The organism is Desulfosarcina widdelii, from assembly GCF_009688965.1.
GTDB classification, from domain to species: domain Bacteria; phylum Desulfobacterota; class Desulfobacteria; order Desulfobacterales; family Desulfosarcinaceae; genus Desulfosarcina; species Desulfosarcina widdelii.
Map to the genome: position 1 here is coordinate 731572 of NZ_AP021875.1, position 22089 is coordinate 753660.

Annotated in this window: 16 protein-coding genes; all 16 read left to right on the forward strand. The window is 54.3% G+C overall.

Annotated elements, in window-relative coordinates; genetic code table 11:
• The first annotated feature begins 33 nt into the window (after nt 1–33).
• The 16 genes from GN111_RS03440 to GN111_RS03515 all read left to right on the forward strand — a co-directional run bounded on the left by GN111_RS03440 (nt 34) and on the right by GN111_RS03515 (nt 22082).
• The gene (locus tag GN111_RS03440) at nt 34–714 is read left to right on the forward strand and encodes a DotU family type IV/VI secretion system protein (protein WP_155302406.1); all 681 of its coding nucleotides are present in this window, start codon (nt 34–36) and stop codon (nt 712–714) included.
• Nucleotides 715–4209, forward strand: coding sequence for a type VI secretion protein IcmF/TssM N-terminal domain-containing protein (locus GN111_RS03445; protein WP_155302407.1), 3495 nt, complete (start codon nt 715–717; stop codon nt 4207–4209).
• Entirely contained in the window at nt 4194–4949 is a 756-nt protein-coding gene (gene tagF, locus GN111_RS03450) for a type VI secretion system-associated protein TagF (RefSeq protein WP_155302408.1), read from the forward strand. The genes GN111_RS03445 and tagF overlap by 16 nt, the downstream gene beginning before the upstream one ends.
• Before the next feature lie 231 nt (nt 4950–5180).
• Nucleotides 5181–6005: a type VI secretion system accessory protein TagJ gene (locus GN111_RS03455; RefSeq protein WP_155302409.1), complete on the forward strand. Its 825-nt coding sequence runs from the start codon at nt 5181–5183 to the stop codon at nt 6003–6005.
• A complete protein-coding gene (gene tssA, locus GN111_RS03460; protein WP_155302410.1) occupies nt 6002–7294 on the forward strand; it encodes a type VI secretion system protein TssA in 1293 nt (430 codons plus the stop codon). Before GN111_RS03455 ends, tssA begins: the two co-directional genes overlap by 4 nt.
• 89 nt (nt 7295–7383) lie before the next feature.
• Complete coding sequence (gene tssB, locus GN111_RS03465; RefSeq protein WP_155302411.1) at nt 7384–7893, forward strand: type VI secretion system contractile sheath small subunit; 510 nt, start codon at nt 7384–7386, stop codon at nt 7891–7893.
• Between the two features lie 87 nt (nt 7894–7980).
• Nucleotides 7981–9471, forward strand: a complete 1491-nt coding sequence (gene tssC / locus GN111_RS03470; RefSeq protein ID WP_155302412.1) for a type VI secretion system contractile sheath large subunit — start codon at nt 7981–7983, stop codon at nt 9469–9471.
• A 137-nt stretch (nt 9472–9608) separates the two neighbouring features.
• On the forward strand, nt 9609–10094 hold the full coding sequence (locus tag GN111_RS03475) for an Hcp family type VI secretion system effector (protein WP_155302413.1): 486 nt from the start codon (nt 9609–9611) through the stop codon (nt 10092–10094).
• A 24-nt stretch (nt 10095–10118) separates the two neighbouring features.
• Entirely contained in the window at nt 10119–10583 is a 465-nt protein-coding gene (gene tssE, locus GN111_RS03480) for a type VI secretion system baseplate subunit TssE (RefSeq protein ID WP_155302414.1), read from the forward strand.
• A gap of 124 nt (nt 10584–10707) precedes the next feature.
• Nucleotides 10708–12513 carry a type VI secretion system baseplate subunit TssF gene (gene tssF / locus GN111_RS03485; RefSeq protein ID WP_155302415.1) on the forward strand — a complete coding sequence of 602 codons (1806 nt, stop codon included), beginning with the start codon at nt 10708–10710 and terminating at the stop codon, nt 12511–12513.
• Entirely contained in the window at nt 12477–13517 is a 1041-nt protein-coding gene (tssG, locus tag GN111_RS03490; RefSeq protein ID WP_155302416.1) for a type VI secretion system baseplate subunit TssG, read from the forward strand. Before tssF ends, tssG begins: the two co-directional genes overlap by 37 nt.
• Nucleotides 13518–13537: 20 nt before the next feature.
• On the forward strand, nt 13538–16180 hold the full coding sequence (gene tssH / locus GN111_RS03495) for a type VI secretion system ATPase TssH (protein ID WP_155302417.1): 2643 nt from the start codon (nt 13538–13540) through the stop codon (nt 16178–16180).
• Nucleotides 16181–16341: 161 nt separating this feature from the next.
• The gene (locus GN111_RS03500; protein WP_155302418.1) at nt 16342–17562 is read left to right on the forward strand and encodes a hypothetical protein; all 1221 of its coding nucleotides are present in this window, start codon (nt 16342–16344) and stop codon (nt 17560–17562) included.
• Between the two features lie 65 nt (nt 17563–17627).
• On the forward strand, nt 17628–19199 hold the full coding sequence (locus GN111_RS03505; protein ID WP_155302419.1) for a type VI secretion system contractile sheath domain-containing protein: 1572 nt from the start codon (nt 17628–17630) through the stop codon (nt 19197–19199).
• Between the two features lie 142 nt (nt 19200–19341).
• Nucleotides 19342–21576, forward strand: coding sequence for a type VI secretion system Vgr family protein (locus GN111_RS03510; protein ID WP_155302420.1), 2235 nt, complete (start codon nt 19342–19344; stop codon nt 21574–21576).
• Nucleotides 21577–21815: 239 nt separating this feature from the next.
• Nucleotides 21816–22082 carry a DUF3592 domain-containing protein gene (locus GN111_RS03515; protein WP_155302421.1) on the forward strand — a complete coding sequence of 89 codons (267 nt, stop codon included), beginning with the start codon at nt 21816–21818 and terminating at the stop codon, nt 22080–22082.
• Nucleotides 22083–22089 lie beyond the last annotated feature (7 nt).

The window sequence follows — 22089 nt, forward strand, 5'->3', positions numbered from 1 at the left end:
ACGCGAGAAATTCAATCCAAGGAAGAGTGAACCATGCGTCTGAGCGACTGTTTCGTTGAATTGATTGCCTACACAGCGATGGTGATCCGTCCCGATGGCGGTGGAGCGACCGGCTTCGAGCAGGTGGAGGCAGATATACGGCGCCTGATTGCCGAGAGCGAAGCCGCCTGCCAGCAGGGCGGTTTTTCGTCTGCGGATTATGATCTGGCACGCTTTGCCGTTTTTGCCTGGATCGACGAAACCATTCTTTCCTCTCTGTGGGAGGGAAAAACCCGTTGGCTGGGCGCACAGCTGCAGCGTCGATTCTACAACACGGCCGACGCCGGCAAGTTGTTTTTCGAGCGGTTGAACACCATCGGCCCCCACCAGCTGGATGTAAGAGAAGTGTATTACATCTGCCTGGCCATGGGCTTTACAGGCCAGTACTGCAATGATGGCGACGACTATCTGCTGGAGCAGCTGAAGCTTTCCAACCTGAAACTGCTCACCGGCAGTTCAATGGGGCTTCCGGACCTGAAACAGACTACGCTTTTCCCGGATGCGTACGCTCCGGACAACAGCCAGCTTTCCATGGCCGGGCCAAAAGTGAAGCGCATTTCCGCATTCACCCTGGTTTGTGCCGGAGCCCCGGTGCTGCTGTTCGGCGTGCTGTTCGTGGTGTACCGGTTCATCCTGGGCAATATCGGACAATCCCTTATTCAGATGGGGCCGTAAATGAAATCGTTGATCATGAAAATATTCAAGTACTTTCTCTTTCTGTTGCTTACGGCACTGGTTCTGCTGCTGATTTTCGGCGGGGTGTTGATGATCGGATGGCCGTTGTGGGTGGGGATCTTTTTCGTGATCGGTTTGCTTGGCCTCATCCTGGGCTTCGTTTTCATCAAGAAACTGATGGCCCGCAAAAACGAGCAGCGCTTCGTCCAGCAGATCATCGCCCAGGACGACTCACGCATCAAGAATCTTTCCGCCGGAGACCAGACAGGTTCGAAGGAACTTCAGGGCCGCTGGAAGGAAGCCATCGAAGCCCTGCGGAAGTCTCATCTGAAAAAATTCGGCAATCCGCTGTACGTCCTGCCCTGGTACATGATCATCGGAGAAAGTGGATGCGGAAAGACCACGGCCATCAAAGGTGCCGACCTTTCATCCCCCTTTGCCGAGGTTACCCGTGCTTCGGGAATTTCCGGCACCCGCAACTGCGATTGGTGGTTTTTCGAGCAGGCCATCATTCTGGATACCGCCGGCCGCTACGCCATCCCCGTGGATCAGGGACGCGATCGGGACGAGTGGCAGAAATTTCTTTCTCTGCTGGCCAAGTTCAGAAAGCGCGAGCCGCTCAACGGCCTAGTGGTTGCCGTGGCCGCGGATCGGCTCCTGGAGGCAGACGCCGCCAGACTGGAGGCGGACGGGAAAAGCATTCGCCAGCGCATCGACGAGTTGATGCGCGTGCTAGGGGCTAAATTTCCCGTTTATGTGATGTTGACCAAGTGCGATCTGGTCCAGGGGGCTGTCAAGTTTTGCGACAGCCTGGACGATTCCACGCTGCAGCAGGCCATGGGCCGGCTGAACGCCTCCTTGTCCGCGGATACCAGGGACTTTTCCGGCAGGACCGTACGGTCCGTATCCGAGCGCCTCAAAGAGCTTCGCCTGCTGATCCTGAACCTGATCGGAGCACGGACGAAGCGGGTCGATCCTTCTCTGCTGATCTTTCCGGAAGAACTCGAAAAACTGGAGCCGGGCCTGAGCGCCTTCATGCGCGGGGCTTTCCAGGAAAACCCCTATCAGGAAAGCCCGATCCTGCGGGGAATCTATTTTTCCAGCGGGCGGCAGGAGGGAACGCCGTACTCGCATTTTCTCAACGCCATGGGATTGATCGGTGAAAAGGACGTTTTGCCGGGAACCAATCGGGGGCTTTTCCTGCACGATTTCTTCTCGCGGATTCTACCGGCGGACCGGGGATTGTTCGCACCCACCCAGAAAACCATCGAATGGAGCCGGTTGACCAAAAGCCTTGGATTGACGGCCTGGGTAGCTGTCGTCATCGCCCTGTGCGGACTGCTCAGTTTCTCTTTCGTGAAAAACTTGAAAACCTTGCGGGATGTTTCCAGCCAGTTCTCAAAGCCGCCTGTCCTCCAGGGGGAGTTGACCACGGACGTGCTGACCCTGGATCGTTTCCGGCAGGCCGTGGCCCGGGTACAGGAACAGAACGCCCATTGGTGGATTCCCCGCATGGGGCTGACAGAGAGCAACCGCGTCGAAGCCGGATTGAAGCAGCGCTACTGCGATATCTTCAGCGCCGGGTTTTTAAAGGATTTCGATGTGCGCATGGCTGAACGCATGACCCGGTTCAGCGCCGCTACCCCATCGGCGGTCATGGGCCATCATGTGATGCACCTGGCCCGCCGGATCAATCTGCTCCACCTTCGCATGGAGGTCGCCGATTTCGAAAAGCTTGCGGCCATGCCGGCAACCCCGTATCCATCCGAGCTTCTCGATGTACAGACGATCGAGGAAATATCGGGAAAACTGTCCGAACTTTACCTGTACTATCTGCTGTGGCGAGAATCGGATACTTCGCTCAACGACGAACTGAAAGATTTGCAGACCTGGCTCAAACATATCCTCACCCTGCAAGGCGCACGACTCAACTGGCTGGTGGACTGGGTGAATGTCAACGGCGAAGTCGCCGGGATCGCCGCTTCAGATTATTGGGGTGAGCTGAATCCCGATCCCGATGAAGTGGTCGTTGCACCGGCCTTTACCGCCAAAGGCCGCTTGGCGGTGGACGGGTATATCGGTGAGATTGAGCAGGCCCTGTTCGATCCTCTGGCCATCGGATCACAGAAGCTGGACTTCGACCGCTGGTACGAAAACGGATATATCGCCGCCTGGAGCACCTTTGCCGCCTATTTCCCCTCGGCGGCGCTGCACCTTAAAGACCGCGATCAATGGAAGCAGGTCGGCAGCCTCATGCCCGATGAAAAAGGTCCGTACCTGGCATTATTGAACAATATGGTCGGAGAACTGAGTGCCGTACCCCGGGATGAAAACCTGCCGGCCTGGGTGGATCTGGTTTCGCGATTCAGCCAGGTCAAGACCGAGGCCAAGGCCGACGGCAAGGCCGTCAAGGCGGCCAAGGGCATCCTCGGCCAGGCGACCCAGACGGTAAAATCCAAAATGGGACGAGTAGGTACTGCGGCTGGACGAACCAGCGAGGATCTTTTCAGCTTCGAGGACCGCGTTGCCGCCGGCAAAGCCTACAACCAGTATCGTGCGGCCTTGAACGAATTGATGCCCATGATCGATTCCCGAAAGGTGGCCTTTAAAATGGCCTCCGATCTGTACAGCGGAGATCCGGCAGAAGGCGAATCGGCGTTTTTCAAGGTCCAGCGAGCCCAGAAAACGCTCCAAGGGCTGATGGGCAGAAAGAACAAGGATACGGACGTGTTCTGGAACCTTGTCGAAGGGCCGGCTCTTTTTTACCATCGATACGCGGTACAAGAGGCTCAGTGCCATCTGCAAAGCCTTTGGGAAAAGGATGTCTACCTGGAAGTCCAGGATCTGCCCAGGGGGACGAATCTGAACCAACTTCTCATGGGCGCCAATGGATATGCGGTCGCCTTTCTGAAAGGACCTGCCGAACCGTTTATCGGACGCAGTCGGGGCAAGGGGTATTTTGCCAGAAAGGTAAATGGCGTGGCCCTCGATCTGGATACCGGTTTTCTGACCTTCCTCACCAGAGGGGCCAGCGTGGCCAAACCGGTGGCGTCGGAATACCGGGTAACCGTCAAGGCCTACCCCACCGATGCCAACAAGGACGCGGCCATCAAGCCCCATGCCACTTCTCTCGAACTGAAATGCGGTGACGAGAAGAACCGGCTGCTCAACCTGCACTATCCCGTTAAGAAGACCTTTCGGTGGTCGCCGCGCGATTGCGGCGACGTGGTCTTCAAGATTGAAATCGGAAATCTGGTCCTGACCAAGACCTACGAAGGGTACCAGGGATTCGCTAAATTTCTGAAAGACTTTCAAACCGGACAGCGGACCTTCCGTCCCGACGATTTCCCCGGTTCGGCAGCGGCCCTGAAACGAATGGGCATTAAATTTATTACCCCGCGGTACCAGTTTTCCGGCCACCAAAAGGTGATCCAACTGTTGCGGGCAACGCCGGGCCGCGTGCCCCAGGAAATCGCGTCATGCTGGGGAAACTGATCGGCCGGCCCCGCTGGTCGTGGGCAGCCTTCGGAAAACATCCGTCGGCCAGGGACTATTTTCAGCTTTATACCCAATTCCCCCTGGCCCAGGCATTTTCCCAATGGGTGGAAAACGGCTTCGGCCGCCTGCCGGAAACGGTTCGCCGCAACGGCGTTTACTCATGGCGCTTCTGGTCGCGGGGATTGAAAAAGGGAAGTCTGGTCTGCGGGCTGGGGAAAAGCAGCGGGGACGGTGTGGGCCGCCCTTATCCCCTTGTACTGATCGGCGAGGGGCAGATGGACCGGTGGGAGAGCCACTGGAATCTTCTGCCTTTCGTATTGGCCCCGATCTGGGACAAGATGGAGTACACGGCCGCCAGGCGATTGGAAGATCTCGGCCAACTGGAAGCGGAACTGCAGCGGATGGAAAGGCCGACTCCCGGATGGAAAGAGACGTTCAAGACCATTTCTCACGAGGCGAATGCAGAACATCAGGCATCGATCCACAAAATTGTAATGGCTGAGGTACATGCCAAGGCGAGAACTCTGGAAACGGAAAGAAAACTGACGATCCCTTTGGATCGACTCGACCATGAGGACCCGTTGCAGATGGCCGGCGCCTGGCATCAGGCACTGAAAAGCTACTTGCCCGGAACACCCAGCACCGTTTTCATGGGCGGCAGTCTGGAAAACACATTTCTCGTCCTGTTTCTACGGCCACTGGAAGCCGACGATTTTATCGATCTGTGGTCGGTATGATCCGATTTAATTATAAAAAAAGGGTGTACGGCCAAAAGAGAAAATGGTAGAAATCTTATTGTGCCATGAAAGCGGGAAGCATATTTCCATGTAGCATTGGAATCGCCAGTTTGGTCAAAGGTCTGCCGCAGCCGTTCGTTACAGCTTTTGTGTTACACCTTCGTTAACCCGAAAGGTGGCCCGGCACCACAGAAAGAACCAAGCCGCCCAAAATGTGAGGAAACCTCGACCATGGATCCAAGAGCGCTAATCCAGGATGGAAAAATCGATGATGCCAGGGCCCTGCTGATCGATCGGATCAAAAAATCGCCCGCCGATCTACAATCGCGGTCCTTGCTCTTTCAGGTCATGCTGCTGTGCGGAGAATGGGACAAGGCCCTCAGGCAGTTGGAGATCGCCGCCACTCAGCAGGATCCGTCCGGCATGAACGTTGCGGTATATCAGCATCTGATCCAGGCTGAAAAAGAGCGCGCTTTGGTGGCGGCCGTGCAGCAGCGTCCGACCTTCTTTCCCGATATCCCCGAATACAGCGACGATTTTTTCCAGGCTCTGGAACTATTGAAAAATAAAGACGTCGAAAAGGCTGCGGCTGTCTTCGATCGCATCGAAACGGCTCTGCCTTCCTTGCAGGGAACCATTAACGGCGAAGCGTTTACAGGGTTCAGAGACACGGATACCACCTTGGCCTACTTCATCGAGGCCATCGAATACGAGCGCTACCTGTGGGTGCCCATCGCCAACATCCGCGAACTGGTGATATCCGAACCCAAAACGTTGATTGACCTGATATGGGCCAAAGGCCGCATTACCACCTGGGAGGGGCTCACCATGGGATGTTTTTTTCCGGCCCTTTATCCCGACTCTTTTACCAGTAATGAAAACAACATCCGCTTGGGGCGGTTGACCCGATGGCAGTCCCTGGGAGGGAACTATACAAAGGCAATCGGCCAGCATGTATACGATGTCGGCGACACCGACCGATCGATTTTCGAACTGAAAGAGGTTGTTTTTACCCTGAAGGAAACGGATCCCATTGAGAAAAAGGAGGGGCATTGATCGATATAGAAAGCATATTGGCGCCCATTGAGGGTGAAAATCCAGCAGGCGAAAATCTGCGCTACACGCCCACTTACGATGAAATCCAGGAAGCCCGCAGAGAGGATGACGACCTTGATCGGGGAGAATGGGACCGTGAGGTCAAGACGGCCGACTGGCAAGCGGTCGAACAGCTTGCCGCAGAAGCGCTCACCGAAAAAACCAAAGACATCCAAATTGCCGTCTGGCTGTTGGAAGCACTGATCAAAATCGACGGTTTTCAGGGATTGGCCATGGGGTTAAAACTGCTGGCCGGCCTGATGGAGAATTTCTGGGAAAATTTATATCCCGAGATCGAAGATGACGACCTGGACTACCGAATCGGCCCCCTGGAGTTCATGAACGACAAGCTCTGGCTCTCCGTTAAGCAGATTCCGCTGACCGATCCGGCCTCGGGCTCTGGTTTCGGCTGGATTCAGTGGAAAGAGGCGTCCGAGGTCGGTACCGACGAAAGCGCCATCGCCGAGGGAAAGCTGGGGATTGATGCGTTCGAAAAAGCGGTTAACCGGTCCTCAAAGGCATTTTACGCCGAACTCAATGAGCAGATCGAAGCTTGCATCGAATCGTTCACGCATTTCGACAACCTGCTTGACGAGAAATTCGGCAGCGAGGCACCGCGTACGGCGGACTTCAAGGGAGCATTGGAAGACTGCCAGCGATTTATCGCCAAGTCACTCAAACAGAAAAAGGAACTCGATCCCGATCCGGAGCCCGAGGAAGCTGCCGGCGATGCCGATTCTCAAGATACTCCGGGTGCGGAAGAAGGCGTATCCATGGCCCCGGGTGTTGAGACGTCGCAATCGGCGCCGGCATCCGCCGCCGTTCAGGGCCAGATCGTCGTCGGCATGATATCCGATACCGAACCCCACGAGGCGGCCGTATGGAACAGCGCCCTGAACGCTTTGAAAAGCCAGGGGATCAAAAATGCGCTGGACATCCTGTTCTCGGCATCGTGCAGCGTTTCCAGTGTTCGTTCGAAGAACCGGTATCGGTTGCTGATGGCCAAACTTTGCCTTCAGGCGGAAAGACACGATCTGGCCCGACCCATTGCCGAAGAACTCAATACGCTTTTAGAGGAGTTGGGCCTGGAACGCTGGGAGTCTCCTGTCTGGGTGGGAGATCTTCTCGCAGTTTTGTACCGCTGCCTTATGCAGGAGGACGAAGGCAGCGACGATCGCTACCGGGCGGAGGATATTTTCAAGAAAATGTGCACAATCGATCCGACACGGGCCTTGCAGCATCGACACTAGAAAGACAGGTGGCGCCAATCCACGTACAATATCCATAGAAGAATGCCAAAAAAACAAATTTTTCCACCATAGTTGAAAGGAGGAACACCATGCCGGAAAGCTTGCAACACACATTGGACCGGGTTCGGTCTCCGCGTGTACAGATTACGTACGATGTCGAAATCGGCGACGCAATCGAGATGAAGGAGATTCCTTTCGTAGTCGGCGTGCTGGCCGACCTGTCCGGAAAGCCGGACGAACCGCTGCCCAAAGTGAAAGACAGGAAATTCGTCGAAATCGACCGGGACAACTTCAATCAGGTGCTGGCCGGCATGAAACCGAGGCTTGCCTACCGGGTCGATAACAAGCTCACCGACGACGACTCCAAAATGGCTGTGGAGCTGCGCTTCAAATCCCTGGACGATTTTCATCCCGAACGGGTGGCCGAGCAGGTGACGCCTATCCGCAAAATGGTGGACGCTCGCAAGCGGCTGTCGGATCTTTTGGCAAAGCTGGACGGCAACGACAAGCTCGACGAGCTGTTGCAGGATGTGCTGGCCAATACCGATTCTATCGAGAAATTGGGAAAGGAGGCCGGCGTAGAGAAGGACGGTGAGTAAGCCACCTGTTGCCGACGCAGCCGGTAATCGATAATTCGTTAACGCTGGGTTCGCAATGAATGCGAGCACAGTGATACGGAGGGAACAATGGCAGATCAAGAACAACAGGCCCAGCCCGAAGGGGCCCAGGAAGTCCAGGAAGAGAAAAGCCTGCTCGATCAGATAATATCCGAGGGACGTCTGGCCCGCGAAGAGAGCCAGAAGGGACACGCTAAGGATCTGATCAGCGAATTTATCGGACAGGTCATGGAGGGCACCATTACCATCGCCAAGGATACCGAGGCCATGATCAATGCCCGCATCGCCCAGATCGACAAGCTGATTTCCGACCAGCTCAACGAAATCATGCACGCCGAGGAATTCCAGAAGCTGGAGGGCTCCTGGCGTGGATTGCACTATCTGGTGAACAAGAGCGAAACCGGCGAGCGAATGAAAATCCGGGTGATGAACGTTAACAAGAAGGATCTTCTCAAGGACATGGAAAAGGCCAGCGAGTTCGACCAGTCGGCCATGTTCAAGAAGGTCTACGAGGAGGAGTTCGGCATGTTCGGCGGCGCCTCTTACGGAGCCCTGATCGGCGACTACGAATTCGGAAACCATCCCCAGGACATGGCTTTGCTCGAAAAAATATCCCAAGTGGCTGCGGCGGCCCACGCTCCATTCATTTCGGCGGCCGGGTCCAGCCTGTTCAACCTGGACAGCTTCACCGAACTGGGCAACCCCCGGGACCTTTCAAAAATATTCCAGAGTGCCGAATACGCCAAATGGCGTTCCTTCAGGGATTCGGAGGATTCCCGGTATGTGGCCCTGTGCGTGCCGCACATCCTGATGCGTCAGCCTTACGGGAAAGCCAACGTTCCGGTCGAAGCCTTCGATTTCGAGGAAAAGGTCGACGGTACGGATCACAGCAAATACCTGTGGGGCAACGCAGCCTATGCCCTGGGCACCCGTCTGACGGATGCCTTCGCCAAATACGGCTGGTGTGCCGCCATCCGCGGCGTTGAGGGCGGAGGACTGGTGGAGGGGCTGCCCGTTCACACCTTCAAGACCGACGAGGGCGATGTAGCGCTCAAATGCCCCACGGAAATTGCCATCACCGACCGTCGCGAAAAGGAACTGGCCGATCTGGGATTCGTGCCTTTGGTCCATTGCAAAGGGACCGATTTTGCCGCCTTTTTCAGCACCCAGTCGGCCAACAAACCCAAGGTGTACGACTCGGACGACGCCAATGCCAATGCCCGCATGTCCTCCCAGATTCAATATATTATGGCCACGTCGCGTTTTGCCCACTACCTTAAATCCATGATGCGGGACAAGATCGGAAGTTTTATGAGCCGCAGCGAAGCCGAAAGTTTTCTCAACCGGTGGATTAACAACTATACCCTGGGCGATGCCGATGCCGGCCAGGAGATGAAAGCCAAATACCCGCTGAGTGAAGCGCGCGTCGATGTTACCGAAATACCCGGGAAAGCAGGTGCGTACCGGGCAGTTGCCTTTTTGAAGCCCCATTACCAGTTGGATGAACTTAGCGTATCCTTGCGGTTGGTGGCCGACCTGCCGCCGCCGGCCGGTGGATAAAGCAAGCGTTCATACCCAGGCCTTTCTTGGAAAGGAGGTGCCAACCGGCAGGCGAAACGTCAAAATCGAAAAAAGCATTCAACAAAAGCATAATTAATAACCGTGGTCGAGAACCACCCAATAACAGGAGGTTGATTATGAGCGTTGATATGTTCCTTAAAATCGATGGGATAGACGGAGAATCGTCAGATGACAAGCACAAGGGCGAGGTTGATGTGCTTGCCTGGAGTTGGGGAGCCACCCAGTCCGGGACAACCCACATGGGGCAGGGTGGCGGTGGCGGTAAAGCCAATTTTCAGGATGTCAGCGTGACCAAGTATGTCGATAAAGCTTCAGCTAAAATTCTTGAACATGTCGCCAGTGGAAAGCATATAAAAGAGCTGATTCTTACGGTCCGCAAAGCATCGGGCGATAAACCGCTCGAATATGTCAAACTCACGATGAAGGACGCGATGATCACATCGGTTTCCACGGGTGGATCCGGCGGAGAAGACAGGCTGACCGAAAACATCACCATCAATTTCCCAAAATACGAGTATGAGTATGTGCCCCAGAAACCGGATGGCAGCGGCGACTCTCCGCTGAAGTCCGGATGGGATATTGCTGCGAACAAGAAATTGTAACGATTTCGATGGAACGATTTTGACATGGACAATGCTCAGGCGTCTTTGCTGGACAGACTCATCGACACGGATCCGTCCGAATCGCAAGAGTCTGTCCAGCATCGCCTCCTGAATGTGGGACAGGTCAAGGCCAGTGTGGCCAGGGACCTGGAGAACTTGCTGAACAGCCGGCGAATGATAACCCCTATACCGGAGGGAATGCGTCATCTCGCGGACTCGGTGGTCACCTACGGCCTGAAAGACTTTACGGCCAAAAATACTGCCAGTATGGATGCCATTCAGGCCATTCGGAAGGATGTGGAACGGGCCACCGCCCTTTTTGAGCCGCGACTGAAAAACGTAAAAGTTACGGTCGATACCGGCAATCATAAGGAGCGCAACCTGAACTTTCGCATTTCGGCCCTGTTGGTCGTGGATCCGATACGTGAACCGGTGACTTTCGACACACACTTCGACGCTATCCAAAAAAAGTATGTGGTAACCGACTGATTCAAATTATAGTTTTGCATGCCAATGCCTCGTCGATAAATTCTTCTTTAAACCTTGCAACCGGCTGTCTGGCCCGCCTTTCAATAATTTTCACTCTCATGGATTGGATGGATAGACAACATTTATGGAAGACAGACTTCTCGATTACTATGAACGTGAATTGACTTTCATCCGAGAGATGGGGGCGGAATTTGCAAAAAAATACCCCAAGATTGCCGGCCGCCTGCTGCTTGAGGGCGACAAGTGCGAAGATCCGCACACCGAACGGCTGATCGAGGCCTTTGCCTTGATCAGCGGACGGATACATAAAAAAATCGATGACGATTTTCCGGAAATCACCGAATCCCTTCTCAATATCATTTATCCGCACTACATTAATCCGGTTCCTTCCATGTCGATCGTTCGCTTCGATCCAATCAAGCAGAATATTCAAGAGGGGGGATACCTTATTGACAAAGGCGCGACGCTGTTCTCCAAACCGGTCCAAGGCGTCCCCTGCCGATTTTCTACTACACAGGACGTACGGATATGGCCGGTGGAAGTCAAAGATGCCCGCATCAAAGAACCCAAGAAGTTAATCAAGGGAGCCGTCCAGGTCATCGAAATCGACATGCAGGCCTATAACAAATTGAGCATTTCGAAGATCGATTGGCGATCGTTGCGTTTTTTTCTCAACGGACCCCATCAGCATGTTTTCCACCTGTACGAGCTGATCCTCAATCACATTTGCCACATCGAATGTGAATTCAGCAATCCGGACGGCAGCCTCTCCCTGAAGGAAATCGGAACCAGCAGCATCCTGCCGGTCGGTTTTGCCGATGAAGAGGGTATGCTTCCCTACTCGAAACGTTCGTTTCCCGGCTACCTTCTGCTTTTCGAATACTTCTGCTTCCCGGAAAAGTTCCTTTTTTTCGAGATCAACGAACTGGAAAGGCTAAAGAAGGAAAAAACGGGAGACCGGGTGACCCTGCGCATGTATCTCAATCGCATGGGAAAATCGGACCTGGTGGTCAATGCGGACACCTTTCTGTTGAACGCGACACCCGTGGCCAATCTGTTCCAGAGGATCGCCGAGCCTATCCGGGTCGAGCACCGCAAGACCGAATACCCGGTCGTACCGGACGTTCGAAGACCCAATGCCACCGAAGTCTACACCGTGGACCAGGTGACGGCATCCCTGTCCGGCGGGGCCGGGGCGCAGAAAGAGTACCGGCCTTTTTATTCCATGCGGCATCACCTGGGCGATGACGGCATTGCCGAGGACCAGACCTTCTGGCACTTGCAACGCCGGCCCTCCGGAAAAAAAGGAGACCGGGGGACAGAGGTTTTTCTCTCCTTTTCGGACCTCAACCTGAAGCCATCGGATCCGACCGAAGATGTCCTCACCGTACGCGTCACATGCACAAACAGGGACCTTCCTTCACGTCTTCCCTTTGGAGACGCCGCCGGCGATTTCAACATGGAGACTGCCGCTCCAGTATCCAAAATCAGCTGTATTCTGAAGCCTACACCCACGCGGCGTCCTTTTCTAGGGAGCGCCTTGCAGTGGCGGCTGGTTTCCCATTTCTCACTGAATTACATGTCCCTGGTGGAAGGTGGCGAACAGGCGCTCAAAGAAATTCTGAGGTTGTACGACTTCAACAATTCCCTGGCCACCCAGCAGATGATCGGCGGCATCGTATCCGTTGACAGCCGGCACATCACCAAGCGCATCAAACGATCCTTTTGCCGGGGGGTGGAAGTTACGATCACCTTTGACGAGGACAAGTACGTGGGAACGGGTATCTTCTTGTTCGCCAGCGTACTGGAACGCTTTTTATCCCAGTATGTATCCGTCAACTCTTTTTCGCAACTTATCATGAAAACCTTGCAGCGTGAGGAACCGGTAAAAATATGGCCCCCGAGGAGCGGAAACCAAATCCTGATTTAAAAGAACAGCTTTTCGACCGTTTTTACGAGTTTTCGTTTTACCGGGCCGTCTATCTGCTGGAGCGTTTTCCCGGTCAACACAAAACACTCGGAGAAGCTCTGGTTCCCTCCGAAGAGCCGGTTCAATTCCGCGCTAAAAAAGGCTTCGGCTTCCCGCCCAGCGACATTTCCGACCTCAAGGAAGCAGAGGAAGATCGGCGGCCGTCCATGGAAGTCGCCTTTTTGGGGCTGACCGGACCATCCGGCGTACTGCCCCACTGGTACACGCAGTTGATACTGGAGCGCGAACGGGAAAAAGATCTCACCCTGGCCGATTTTCTGGATTTGTTTCATCATCGACTCATCACCCTCTTTTATCTGGCATGGAAGAAACACCGCTTTCCGGAGAACTACCAGCCGGGCGCGAGCGACCGGCTTTCACGATACCTGTTGAGCCTGGCGGGGCTGGGAACACCGGGTCTGACGAGCATGATCGGACTGCCCGAAGAGGCTTTGACTTTCTACAGTGGGCTGCTCTCCCGTCCCGTTGCCTCAGCGGTTTCCATCGAATCCGCCGTTGCTTATTTTGCAGACGCCAGTGTGCGTGTCGAGCAATTCATCGAACGCATCGTGGATCTCGAACCGGCCGACCAGACCCAATTGGGAACCGCCAATGCTACCTTGGGCGATGATGCCATCTGCGGCAGCCAGGTGTGGGAGAGCCAGACGAAATTTCGGGTGCATCTGGGTCCCGTCGGCAAGGAGAAATTTTCCCGGCTCATGCCGACCGGCGACCTGCTGGTTCCTATTTTCTCCTTGGTCCGCTACATGGTGGGCATCGAGTACGAATTCGAAATACGTATCTACCTGCGGAAAAAAGATGTTCCTTTATGCCGGTTGGGAACTGAAGGACCTGATGCCCCTATGCTCGGCTGGACCACCTGGGTTTCATCGCCGGGATATGAATACGAAGAGGATATCTTTTTTACGTTTCAGGAATACGATTTGAAACTGGTGAAGTTCTAGAGTTAATAAAGGAGAAAATTATGGCCGTGTCCAACCTCAAGTCCCTGATCGCCAAGCTGAACGAGACCTGTCGCAGCGCCTTGGAATCCGCCGCCGGGCTCTGTCTTTCCCAGACCCACTATGAGGTGGAAATCGAACATTTCCTGATTAAGCTGCTGGAACTGTCCGATACGGATATTCTAAAAATACTCAAACACTTCGAGATCAACGAAGCCCATCTGGTAGCCGATCTGACTCGGGCCATCGAGAAATTTAAAACCGGCAATGCACGCACCCCGGCCCTTTCGCCTACCATTCCGCAGATGATTCAAGAGGCCTGGATGTTTGCCTCGGTCGAATACCAGACCCCAGGCATCCGTTCCGGACAGATCCTGCTGGCCCTGCTGGACAGCGAAAAGTTTGCCCGCATGCTGGTGTCCGAATCCGATACGTTGAAAAAGATTTCCGTGGAAACCCTCAAAGAAAGCCTCATGGACCTGACGGCCGGTTCCATCGAAGATGCGGGGGGCGCTGCGGATACGTCAAAGGACGCTGCCGCCGGACGTACCGCAGGACCTGCCGGAACCAAGGCTTTGGACCAGTACACGATCAATCTCACCGAGCGGGCCAAAAAAGGCGAAATCGATCCGGTGCTGGGCCGCGACTTCGAGATCCGCCAGATGGTGGATATCCTTATCCGACGCCGCCAGAACAACCCGATACTAACCGGAGAGGCCGGGGTGGGCAAGACGGCCGTAGTGGAAGGATTCGCCCTGCGCATCGTCGAAGGGGATGTGCCGCCGATTTTACAGAACGTGGCCCTGCACACCCTGGATTTAGGGCTGCTCCAGGCCGGGGCCGGCGTGAAGGGCGAATTCGAAAACCGACTGAAGGGAGTCATTAACGAAGTCAAGGCCTCTCCGGTTCCCATCATTCTGTTTATCGACGAGGCCCATACGCTCATCGGCGCCGGCGGTCAGGCCGGGGCAGGGGACGCGGCCAATCTGCTCAAACCGGCCCTTGCCCGCGGCGAACTTCGCACCATAGCGGCCACCACCTGGGCCGAGTACAAGAAATATTTCGAAAAAGACGCGGCCATGGCCCGACGGTTCCAGGTCGTCAAGGTCGAAGAACCGGACGAGGAAAAGGCCATGGTTATGATGCGGGCCATCGGACCGTTCCTGGAAAAACACCACAATGTGATGATCACCGACGACGCTCTGGCCGACACGGTACACCTTTCCAGCCGTTACATTTCCGGCCGCCAGTTGCCGGACAAGGCGGTAAGTGTACTCGACACCGCCTGCGCCCGGGTGGCTATCGGATTGACCACCAGTCCCCCCGCTGTGGAGCAGGCCCAGCGGCGCATCGGCGACATCGATCGTGAAGTCAAAATCTTAGAACGGGAAGCGGCCATCGGCCGGGATCATTCCGAACGCATGGCGCAGCTTGCTGCCGAGCGCAAAGCCTCCCAGGCCGAAATGACACGGCTGCAGGAAAAGTGGCAGAGCGAAATGGAGGTGGCCGGACAGGTCCGGGAGTTGTACCAGGAAATCCATGCCCTGATGGAAGAGGGTGAGGGTGCTAAAGATGAGATTGCTTCCAAGCAGGAGCAACTCAAGGAACTGGAGGCTGAACTGGAAAAACGCCAGGGCGACGAGCCCCTGGTGCAGATCGCCGTGGACGGTGAAACCGTGTCTCAGGTCGTGTCCGGTTGGACGGGCATACCCACGGGGCGCATGCTCACCGACGAAATCGCAACGGTGCTCAGCCTTGCCGACCGGCTCAAGGAACGCATCATCGGCCAGGACCACGGGCTGGAGGCTATCGAACAGGTCGTCCAGACGGCCCACGCCGGCATCGAGGATCCCTCCAAACCTACGGGTGTATTCATGCTGGTGGGGCCCTCCGGCGTCGGCAAGACCGAAACGGCCCTGGCATTGTCCGAACTGCTTTACGGCGGCGAACAGAACATGATCAGCATCAACATGAGCGAATACCAGGAGGCCCATACGGTTTCCAGCCTCAAGGGATCGCCTCCCGGCTACGTGGGATATGGAGAAGGCGGCGTGCTCACCGAGGCGGTCCGTCGCAAACCTTATTCGGTGGTGCTTTTGGACGAGGTCGAAAAGGCCCACCCCGACGTCATGGAACTGTTCTTCCAGGTGTTCGACAAGGGCATCATGGAAGACGGGGAGGGGCGCCGCATCGATTTCAAGAATTGCCTGATCATTCTGACCTCCAACCTGGGCACCGACCTGATCATGAATCTGTGCGCCGACGAAGAGACCATGCCCGATCCGGCCGGCATGGGCGAAATGGTCAAACCGGAACTGCTCAAACACTTCAAGCCGGCCTTTTTGGGACGCATGAAAATCGTACCCTACTACCCCATTACCGACGAGAACATGAAGCTGATCGTACGCCTCAAGCTCAACCGCATCGTCAAGCGTATGAAGGAAAACCGGGAGGTTGAATTCGTTTACGACGATGCCGTAGTGAACGCTATTTCCGGACGCTGCACCGACGTAGACTCCGGTGCGCGCAACGCAGACAACATCATGACCAACACCCTGCTGCCGGAAATGTCCCGGGAACTGCTAAGCCGCCAGGCCGACGGACAGCAAATCAGCAAGGTGAGTGTCACCATGGATGGAGATGGGTTCGCCTACGACATCGCTTAGCTAATCAAATAGGAATGTGGCACCCCAATGAAGGGTGGCGCAAAAATGCCAGGTTGACAAGGAAGCGGAATCCGAAAAGCGGTTGCCGCTCGATCAGGCTGCCCGATTGGCTATCGATCCGCAACGAGAGCGCAAAATGGGTCATGGGGAGAGTGGTTAGCATGCCAAAATATACAGTGGCACACAGTCGTAAAATCAACTCGAATATACCGAGTCTTAATGAATGGGAACGATTCAGCGGTGGTCCGGGAGACCGTAACAATTCTCTTTTAAAAGCCATTGATAAAAATGTTTATGAACATTTCATCTATTATCGCAATTTTGTTGCGCGGGGCGAAAACGAAGTTGAGCGATTGTGTTGCCTTATTCAGCTATGGATGGCGACCGATTTGTACATAAAGTCCTATAAAGGGAAATACCGCACTAAAACGGTTGGTATAAAAGGGCCGACAAGCAATCCATTTGCCAAAGGAATCGATGGAGGCACAAATATTAACCTTCCGACAAGAAATGGAGACAACTCCCCAACGCTGCGTATTGATGCAGTGGAAGCGTTGGAGACAATTGTTGCAAGAGAATTAATGGTACTCACGGGTGCACCATCGAAAGCTGCATTGAAAGCAACCATAAAGGATGCCCAGCTCTGCCAACTTTCCCAACATGGACTAAATGTAGACAAAGGACCTCGGATTTATCTGAATAAAATAGAACGAGCCGAACATCGCATCCTGTTCGGAAATAAAGTGGCGAAAATGCGCGACCCCCAAAATCCAGCTCAATGGATAGATGCAGACACGCTATTTGTCAAAAGAGGACCATGTGGAAGCGCAGTAATGGAAGTTCTCAAGAGTCAACCAAAAGAATTTATTACTGATAAAGGACCAATGGATCTTCGAGCCTGTCTGAGTCGGTTTACAACTGGACTTAGTGGTCATTGCGGTTTTGTGATGACCCATGGCAGAAAATTTTTCATGGAAACGGGCCAACATAAAGCTCAAAATAAAGGAACAGGTGAAGCGGGTTTCTTCCATTCCGCCTATACTGCCGGAGAGGGAGTCCTTTGCTCCGGATCGATTGTGTTCAGAAATGGCAAACCGTTGTTATTGACAAATCTCAGTGGCCACTATCAACCGCCCCCCCGAAAACTCGAACATGTGATCAGACTTTTTGAAACAGCCGAAGTGCCTCTCAACGAATTAAACATTCTCACCGCCTTGCCGGGCGATAAGTATGGATTTTACGACAATACGGACTTAAATGAGTTTAGATCGACGATAAAAGGCAGGATGGCCGATGCGGCAAGAACTGGGCAATTTAAGTATGCCCGGACAACTGGCAACGCTCCGCCACGCCCATCGAAGGTTAATCGACCAAGAGTATAGGAAAAGTCCGATGCTGCCAACCGACCATCCAACCGGCGATTTTCCCCGCAGGCAAAGGAGGAGCCATGGCTGACCCCATCACATTCGAGAGTATCGGCGTTTCCATGTCCACTCAACCGGTGGATCCACGGGGCAGGCCGCAGTCCGATACCCCATTCAAAGTTATCATCATGGGGGATTTCAGCGGCCAGGCCAATCGGGGCGGGGAAACCGACGGCTCCGATATCGATCGGCGCAGGCTTTATCGGGTGGACAGGGACAGCGACGATTCTGTAATGGATAAGATGGGCGTGGCCTTAAGACTCCAATGGGCTGGGGGACAGACGCCGCCTGTGGAACTGGTTTTCGAGGAATTGGACGATTTTCACCCGGAACAGATCTTTTACCGCGTGCCGATCTTCAAAGCCCTGAAAAAGAGCCGCCGAAAGTTGCTGGATCCGGAAACAGCCGCAGAAATTGTCGGCCGTATTTCGCAGGAAAAGGCTTTGTCGCCCGAAACCCAAGACCCCGTCCCAAGTCCGACGCCGGATGCCGACAAGGTCGATTTTTCTGGAGAGACTACCGCCGGTCTGCTCGATCAGGTTCTGGATGCCAGTTCTCCGGCCCCTGCCGCGAACGGGCGGTCCAAATCACAGACCGATTGGGATCGCTTTCTGGGAGCGATTGTCGGACCGCATCTGGTTCCGGATATCGGCGACGAGCAGGATGCCATGGTGGCCGCGATCGACCGTTCGATTTCCGAAACCATGCGTCGCATCCTGCATCACCAGGACTTCCAGGCAGTCGAATCGGTTTGGCGCGCGCTGCGTTTTTGCCTCAGAAGGCTGGAAACCGATGATACGTTGAGTGTTTACCTGCTGGATGCAACCCAAGTGGAAGTCGCGTCAGACCTGACGGCCAACGAGGACCTCCGGGATACGGCGCTTTACAAAAGATTGAGTTCGGCGGTCCTTGCGGACAGCAATCAAGCGCCGTGGTCCCTTTTAGCGGGCTTGTATACATTTTCAAGAAAAAAAGCGGATACGGTGACCCTGGCCCGACTCGGCGCCATGGGGCAGATATTGGGCGCCCCGTTCGTGGGTGCGGGCGAGGGCGGCCTGGTGGGAGCCACTTCTTTTGCGGACAACCCGGATCCATCGGACTGGAAACTGGAGGGCGACCTTAACGACGAAAAGACCTGGCGGGTGCTGAGAACTCTGCCCGAGGCCACTTGGGTGGGCTTGGCGATACCCCGTTTCATCATCCGCTGGCCTTATGGAGAAAAGACCGACCCGGTGGATGCCTTCGATTTCGAAGAGATCATCGAACCGGCGCACCATGAAGATTATCTTTGGGCCAACCCGGTCTTTGCCTTGATTCAGGTTTTCGGACGCACCTTCACCCACCATGGATGGGATTGGTCCCGGGGGTTGGTTGCCGGAATCGACGACCTGCCGCTTATTCTGGTTTCAGACGGCGAGGAAAAAGCCGTAAAACCCTGTACCGAAACTTTTTTAAGTGAGAGAGCGCTGGAAATCCTCGTTGCCAACGGGCTCATGCCGTTGGTTGCATTCAAAGACGCGGGTCAAGTCCGTTTAGCTCGTTTCCAGTCCATTGCCGAGCCGTTGCATCGACTGTCGGGGAGATGGTCGTCATAGACCGGCCATGGTTGGGTATTCGCGTTGACTTTAAAAAGGCTCGTTGGTATCAATGATATGGACCTCATTGACAGGGCAGCGGCCCAAAGGCAACCCGCTTCAAAACGATACATTTTAAGGACAAAAATAAGAGGAGGCTTTCATGGCCCATACAGAGAAATCCATCATTGGTATCCAGACCCCATTGGGTGAAGATGAATTGATTCTTACCGGTTTCTCTGGCAATGAAGGTATCTCTTCACTCTATGAATTCAATCTGGAGATGGTATCTGAGAACAACAGCATTGTCTTTGAGGACATCATAGGCAAGCCGGTTGCGGTTACAGTGAATTTGACGAGTGGCGGTAAAAGATACTTCCATGGGGTTGTCGCTTTCTTTTCACAGGGAGAGGGGCTGCCAAATCCCGATGGCCCGCTTCATTTGACGACCTATTCCGCAAAAATGGTGCCCTGGCTCTGGCTGCTGACCAAAACGGTTAACTCCAGAATTTTCCAACAAAAATCCGTGCCTGATATCATAGAAACGATTTTCAAGGAAAAAGGGCTCGTGGATTTTGAAATGAGGCTTCAGAATACCTATTCCCCCCGTACCTACTGTGTCCAATACCAGGAGACCGATTTTCATTTTGTCAGCCGTCTTCTCGAAGAGGAGGGAATTTCCTACTTTTTCGATCATATGGAGGACAAACACAAGCTGATTCTTTCGGACAATCGTGCCGAACACAAGCCCTGCGAGAATCAAGATACCGTTCGTTACCATTCATCTTCAGACGGCTACGCGGAAGAGGACACCATCTCAAAATTTCACATGTCCAAGGAGATTACCTTCGGAAAATATGCCGCCAAGGACTTCAACTTTGAAATTTCGAACAACGACCTTCAATCCGAAGTGAAAGGCAAAGAGACCTTGGGGCCGGGAGATCGTGAGCTTTACCGCTATCCGGGTGGATACGATTCCAGTAAGCGCGGTGAAGATCTGGCCAATCTGCGAATGGAGGTGGAAGAGGCCCGTGTCACCCGTGTCGAGGGGAGCGGAAATTGTCGGGATTTTGTCAGCGGCCATACCTTCAACTTGGAGGAATATTACCGTTCCGATATGAACAAGGAATACTTGCTTCTCACGGTGTCGCATGAAGCCAAAGAACCTATCGGCTATGCTGCCGGAAAAACGGGGGTGGATGCCCCTTCGTACAACAATGCATTTACCTGTTTGCCTTCGGAAGTTCCATACCGTCCGCCGCTCGACACATCCAAGCCCGTTATTTACGGCTCCCAAACGGCCATCGTTGTGGGACCGGAAGGTGATGAGATCTACACGGATGAACATGGGCGGGTTAAGGTCCAATTTCATTGGGACCGTGAAGGAAAGATGAACGAAGACAGCTCCTGTTGGGTCCGGGTGAGTCAGGCTTGGGCGGGGACTCGGTGGGGGGCGATGTTTATTCCTCGGATCAATCAGGAGGTGATCGTCCAGTTTATCGAAGGCGATCCCGATCGGCCGATCATCACCGGCAGAGTCTACCATGGTCAGAATCCACCGCCATACACCCTGCCCGACGAAAAAACCAAAAGCACCATCATGTCCAATTCCACACCGGGTGGCGGTGGCTCCAACGAGATCCGTTTCGAGGACAGTGCGGGAGACGAAGAAATTTTTGTCCATGCCCAAATGAACATGAACAGCGTGGTCGAAGCCAACAAGACCTTGGAGGTCGGCGCTGACCGCACGACCCACGTTGCCGGTAATTTCGAGGAAACCATCGACGGCAACGAAACCCGCACCGTGGGCGGTTCGGTGGAAGAAACCATCAACGGCAGCGAAACCAGGAAAATTAGCGGCAGTGTCGATGAAACCATTTCCGGCGGTGAGACGCGGACCATTTCCGGAGGACTGGACGAAACCATCAGCGGCGGAGAGACCCGCACGGTAAACGGCAACCAGACCAAGACGATCACCGGATCGAAGACCGAGACCGTTGTCGGTGGAATAACGGTAAACACACCGGCAACCTATGAGGTTACTGCTACAGGAGGCCTTACCATGACCGCTCCGGCCGGTGTGACGGTGAACGCGCCCGGCGGGTACACGCTCGTCGCTCCCGGCGGCAACAACACGGTTGATTCCTGGTTTCAATCCATCGGCGGAAAAAATGAAGATTTTTTTTCGATCGTCAACCAGGCCACTGGGATGAAAAACGAGATGGTGGGCATGGCCAATTGTTTCACGAATGCGAAGATCGACCTGGCGGGTTTCGTGTTTGACCGTGCCGCCGTTAAAAATGACGAAGGTCCAGTCAATATCAAACAGATTGCCACACAAATGGCTACCGGGACAGCCACTGTGTTAGACTTTGCTCTGACCATGATCGGCCTTTAAGGTTGATAAATCGTAAAAAGCCTAAGACCCGTCATGCCGGACTTGATCCGGTATCCAGAATGTATTGAAATGACATGATACCGGCCTGCGGCGGAATGACGCCAACTTTTTACGAGTCCGTCAAGGCTGGATCGGCGTTAACCGGAAGGCAAATATGGGGGAGGTGGCCGATAATGAACAGACTATTTATTTTCCTCTTTGTGTTGGGTTTTCTTGCCATGATTTTCGGATCGCCAGTTATGCGAAAAATCAACGCTACCCGCGTTCAACAAAAAGGGATCGACGCCCGGGCCAGGGTGTTGGAAATCAAGGATACCGGCAATCGGAGGAATAAAAATCCGGTGGTCACGATCAAATTGATGGTCACCGATCCTTCCGGCCGTGAATTCCCTGGAGAAGTGGAAATGGCTGTATCGCCGGTATATATGAGCCGATACCAGCCGGGCAAGACGGTCAGCGTCAAGTATCTTCCGGATTCACCTTCTAAAATGATAATCGAAGAATAAAAAACAG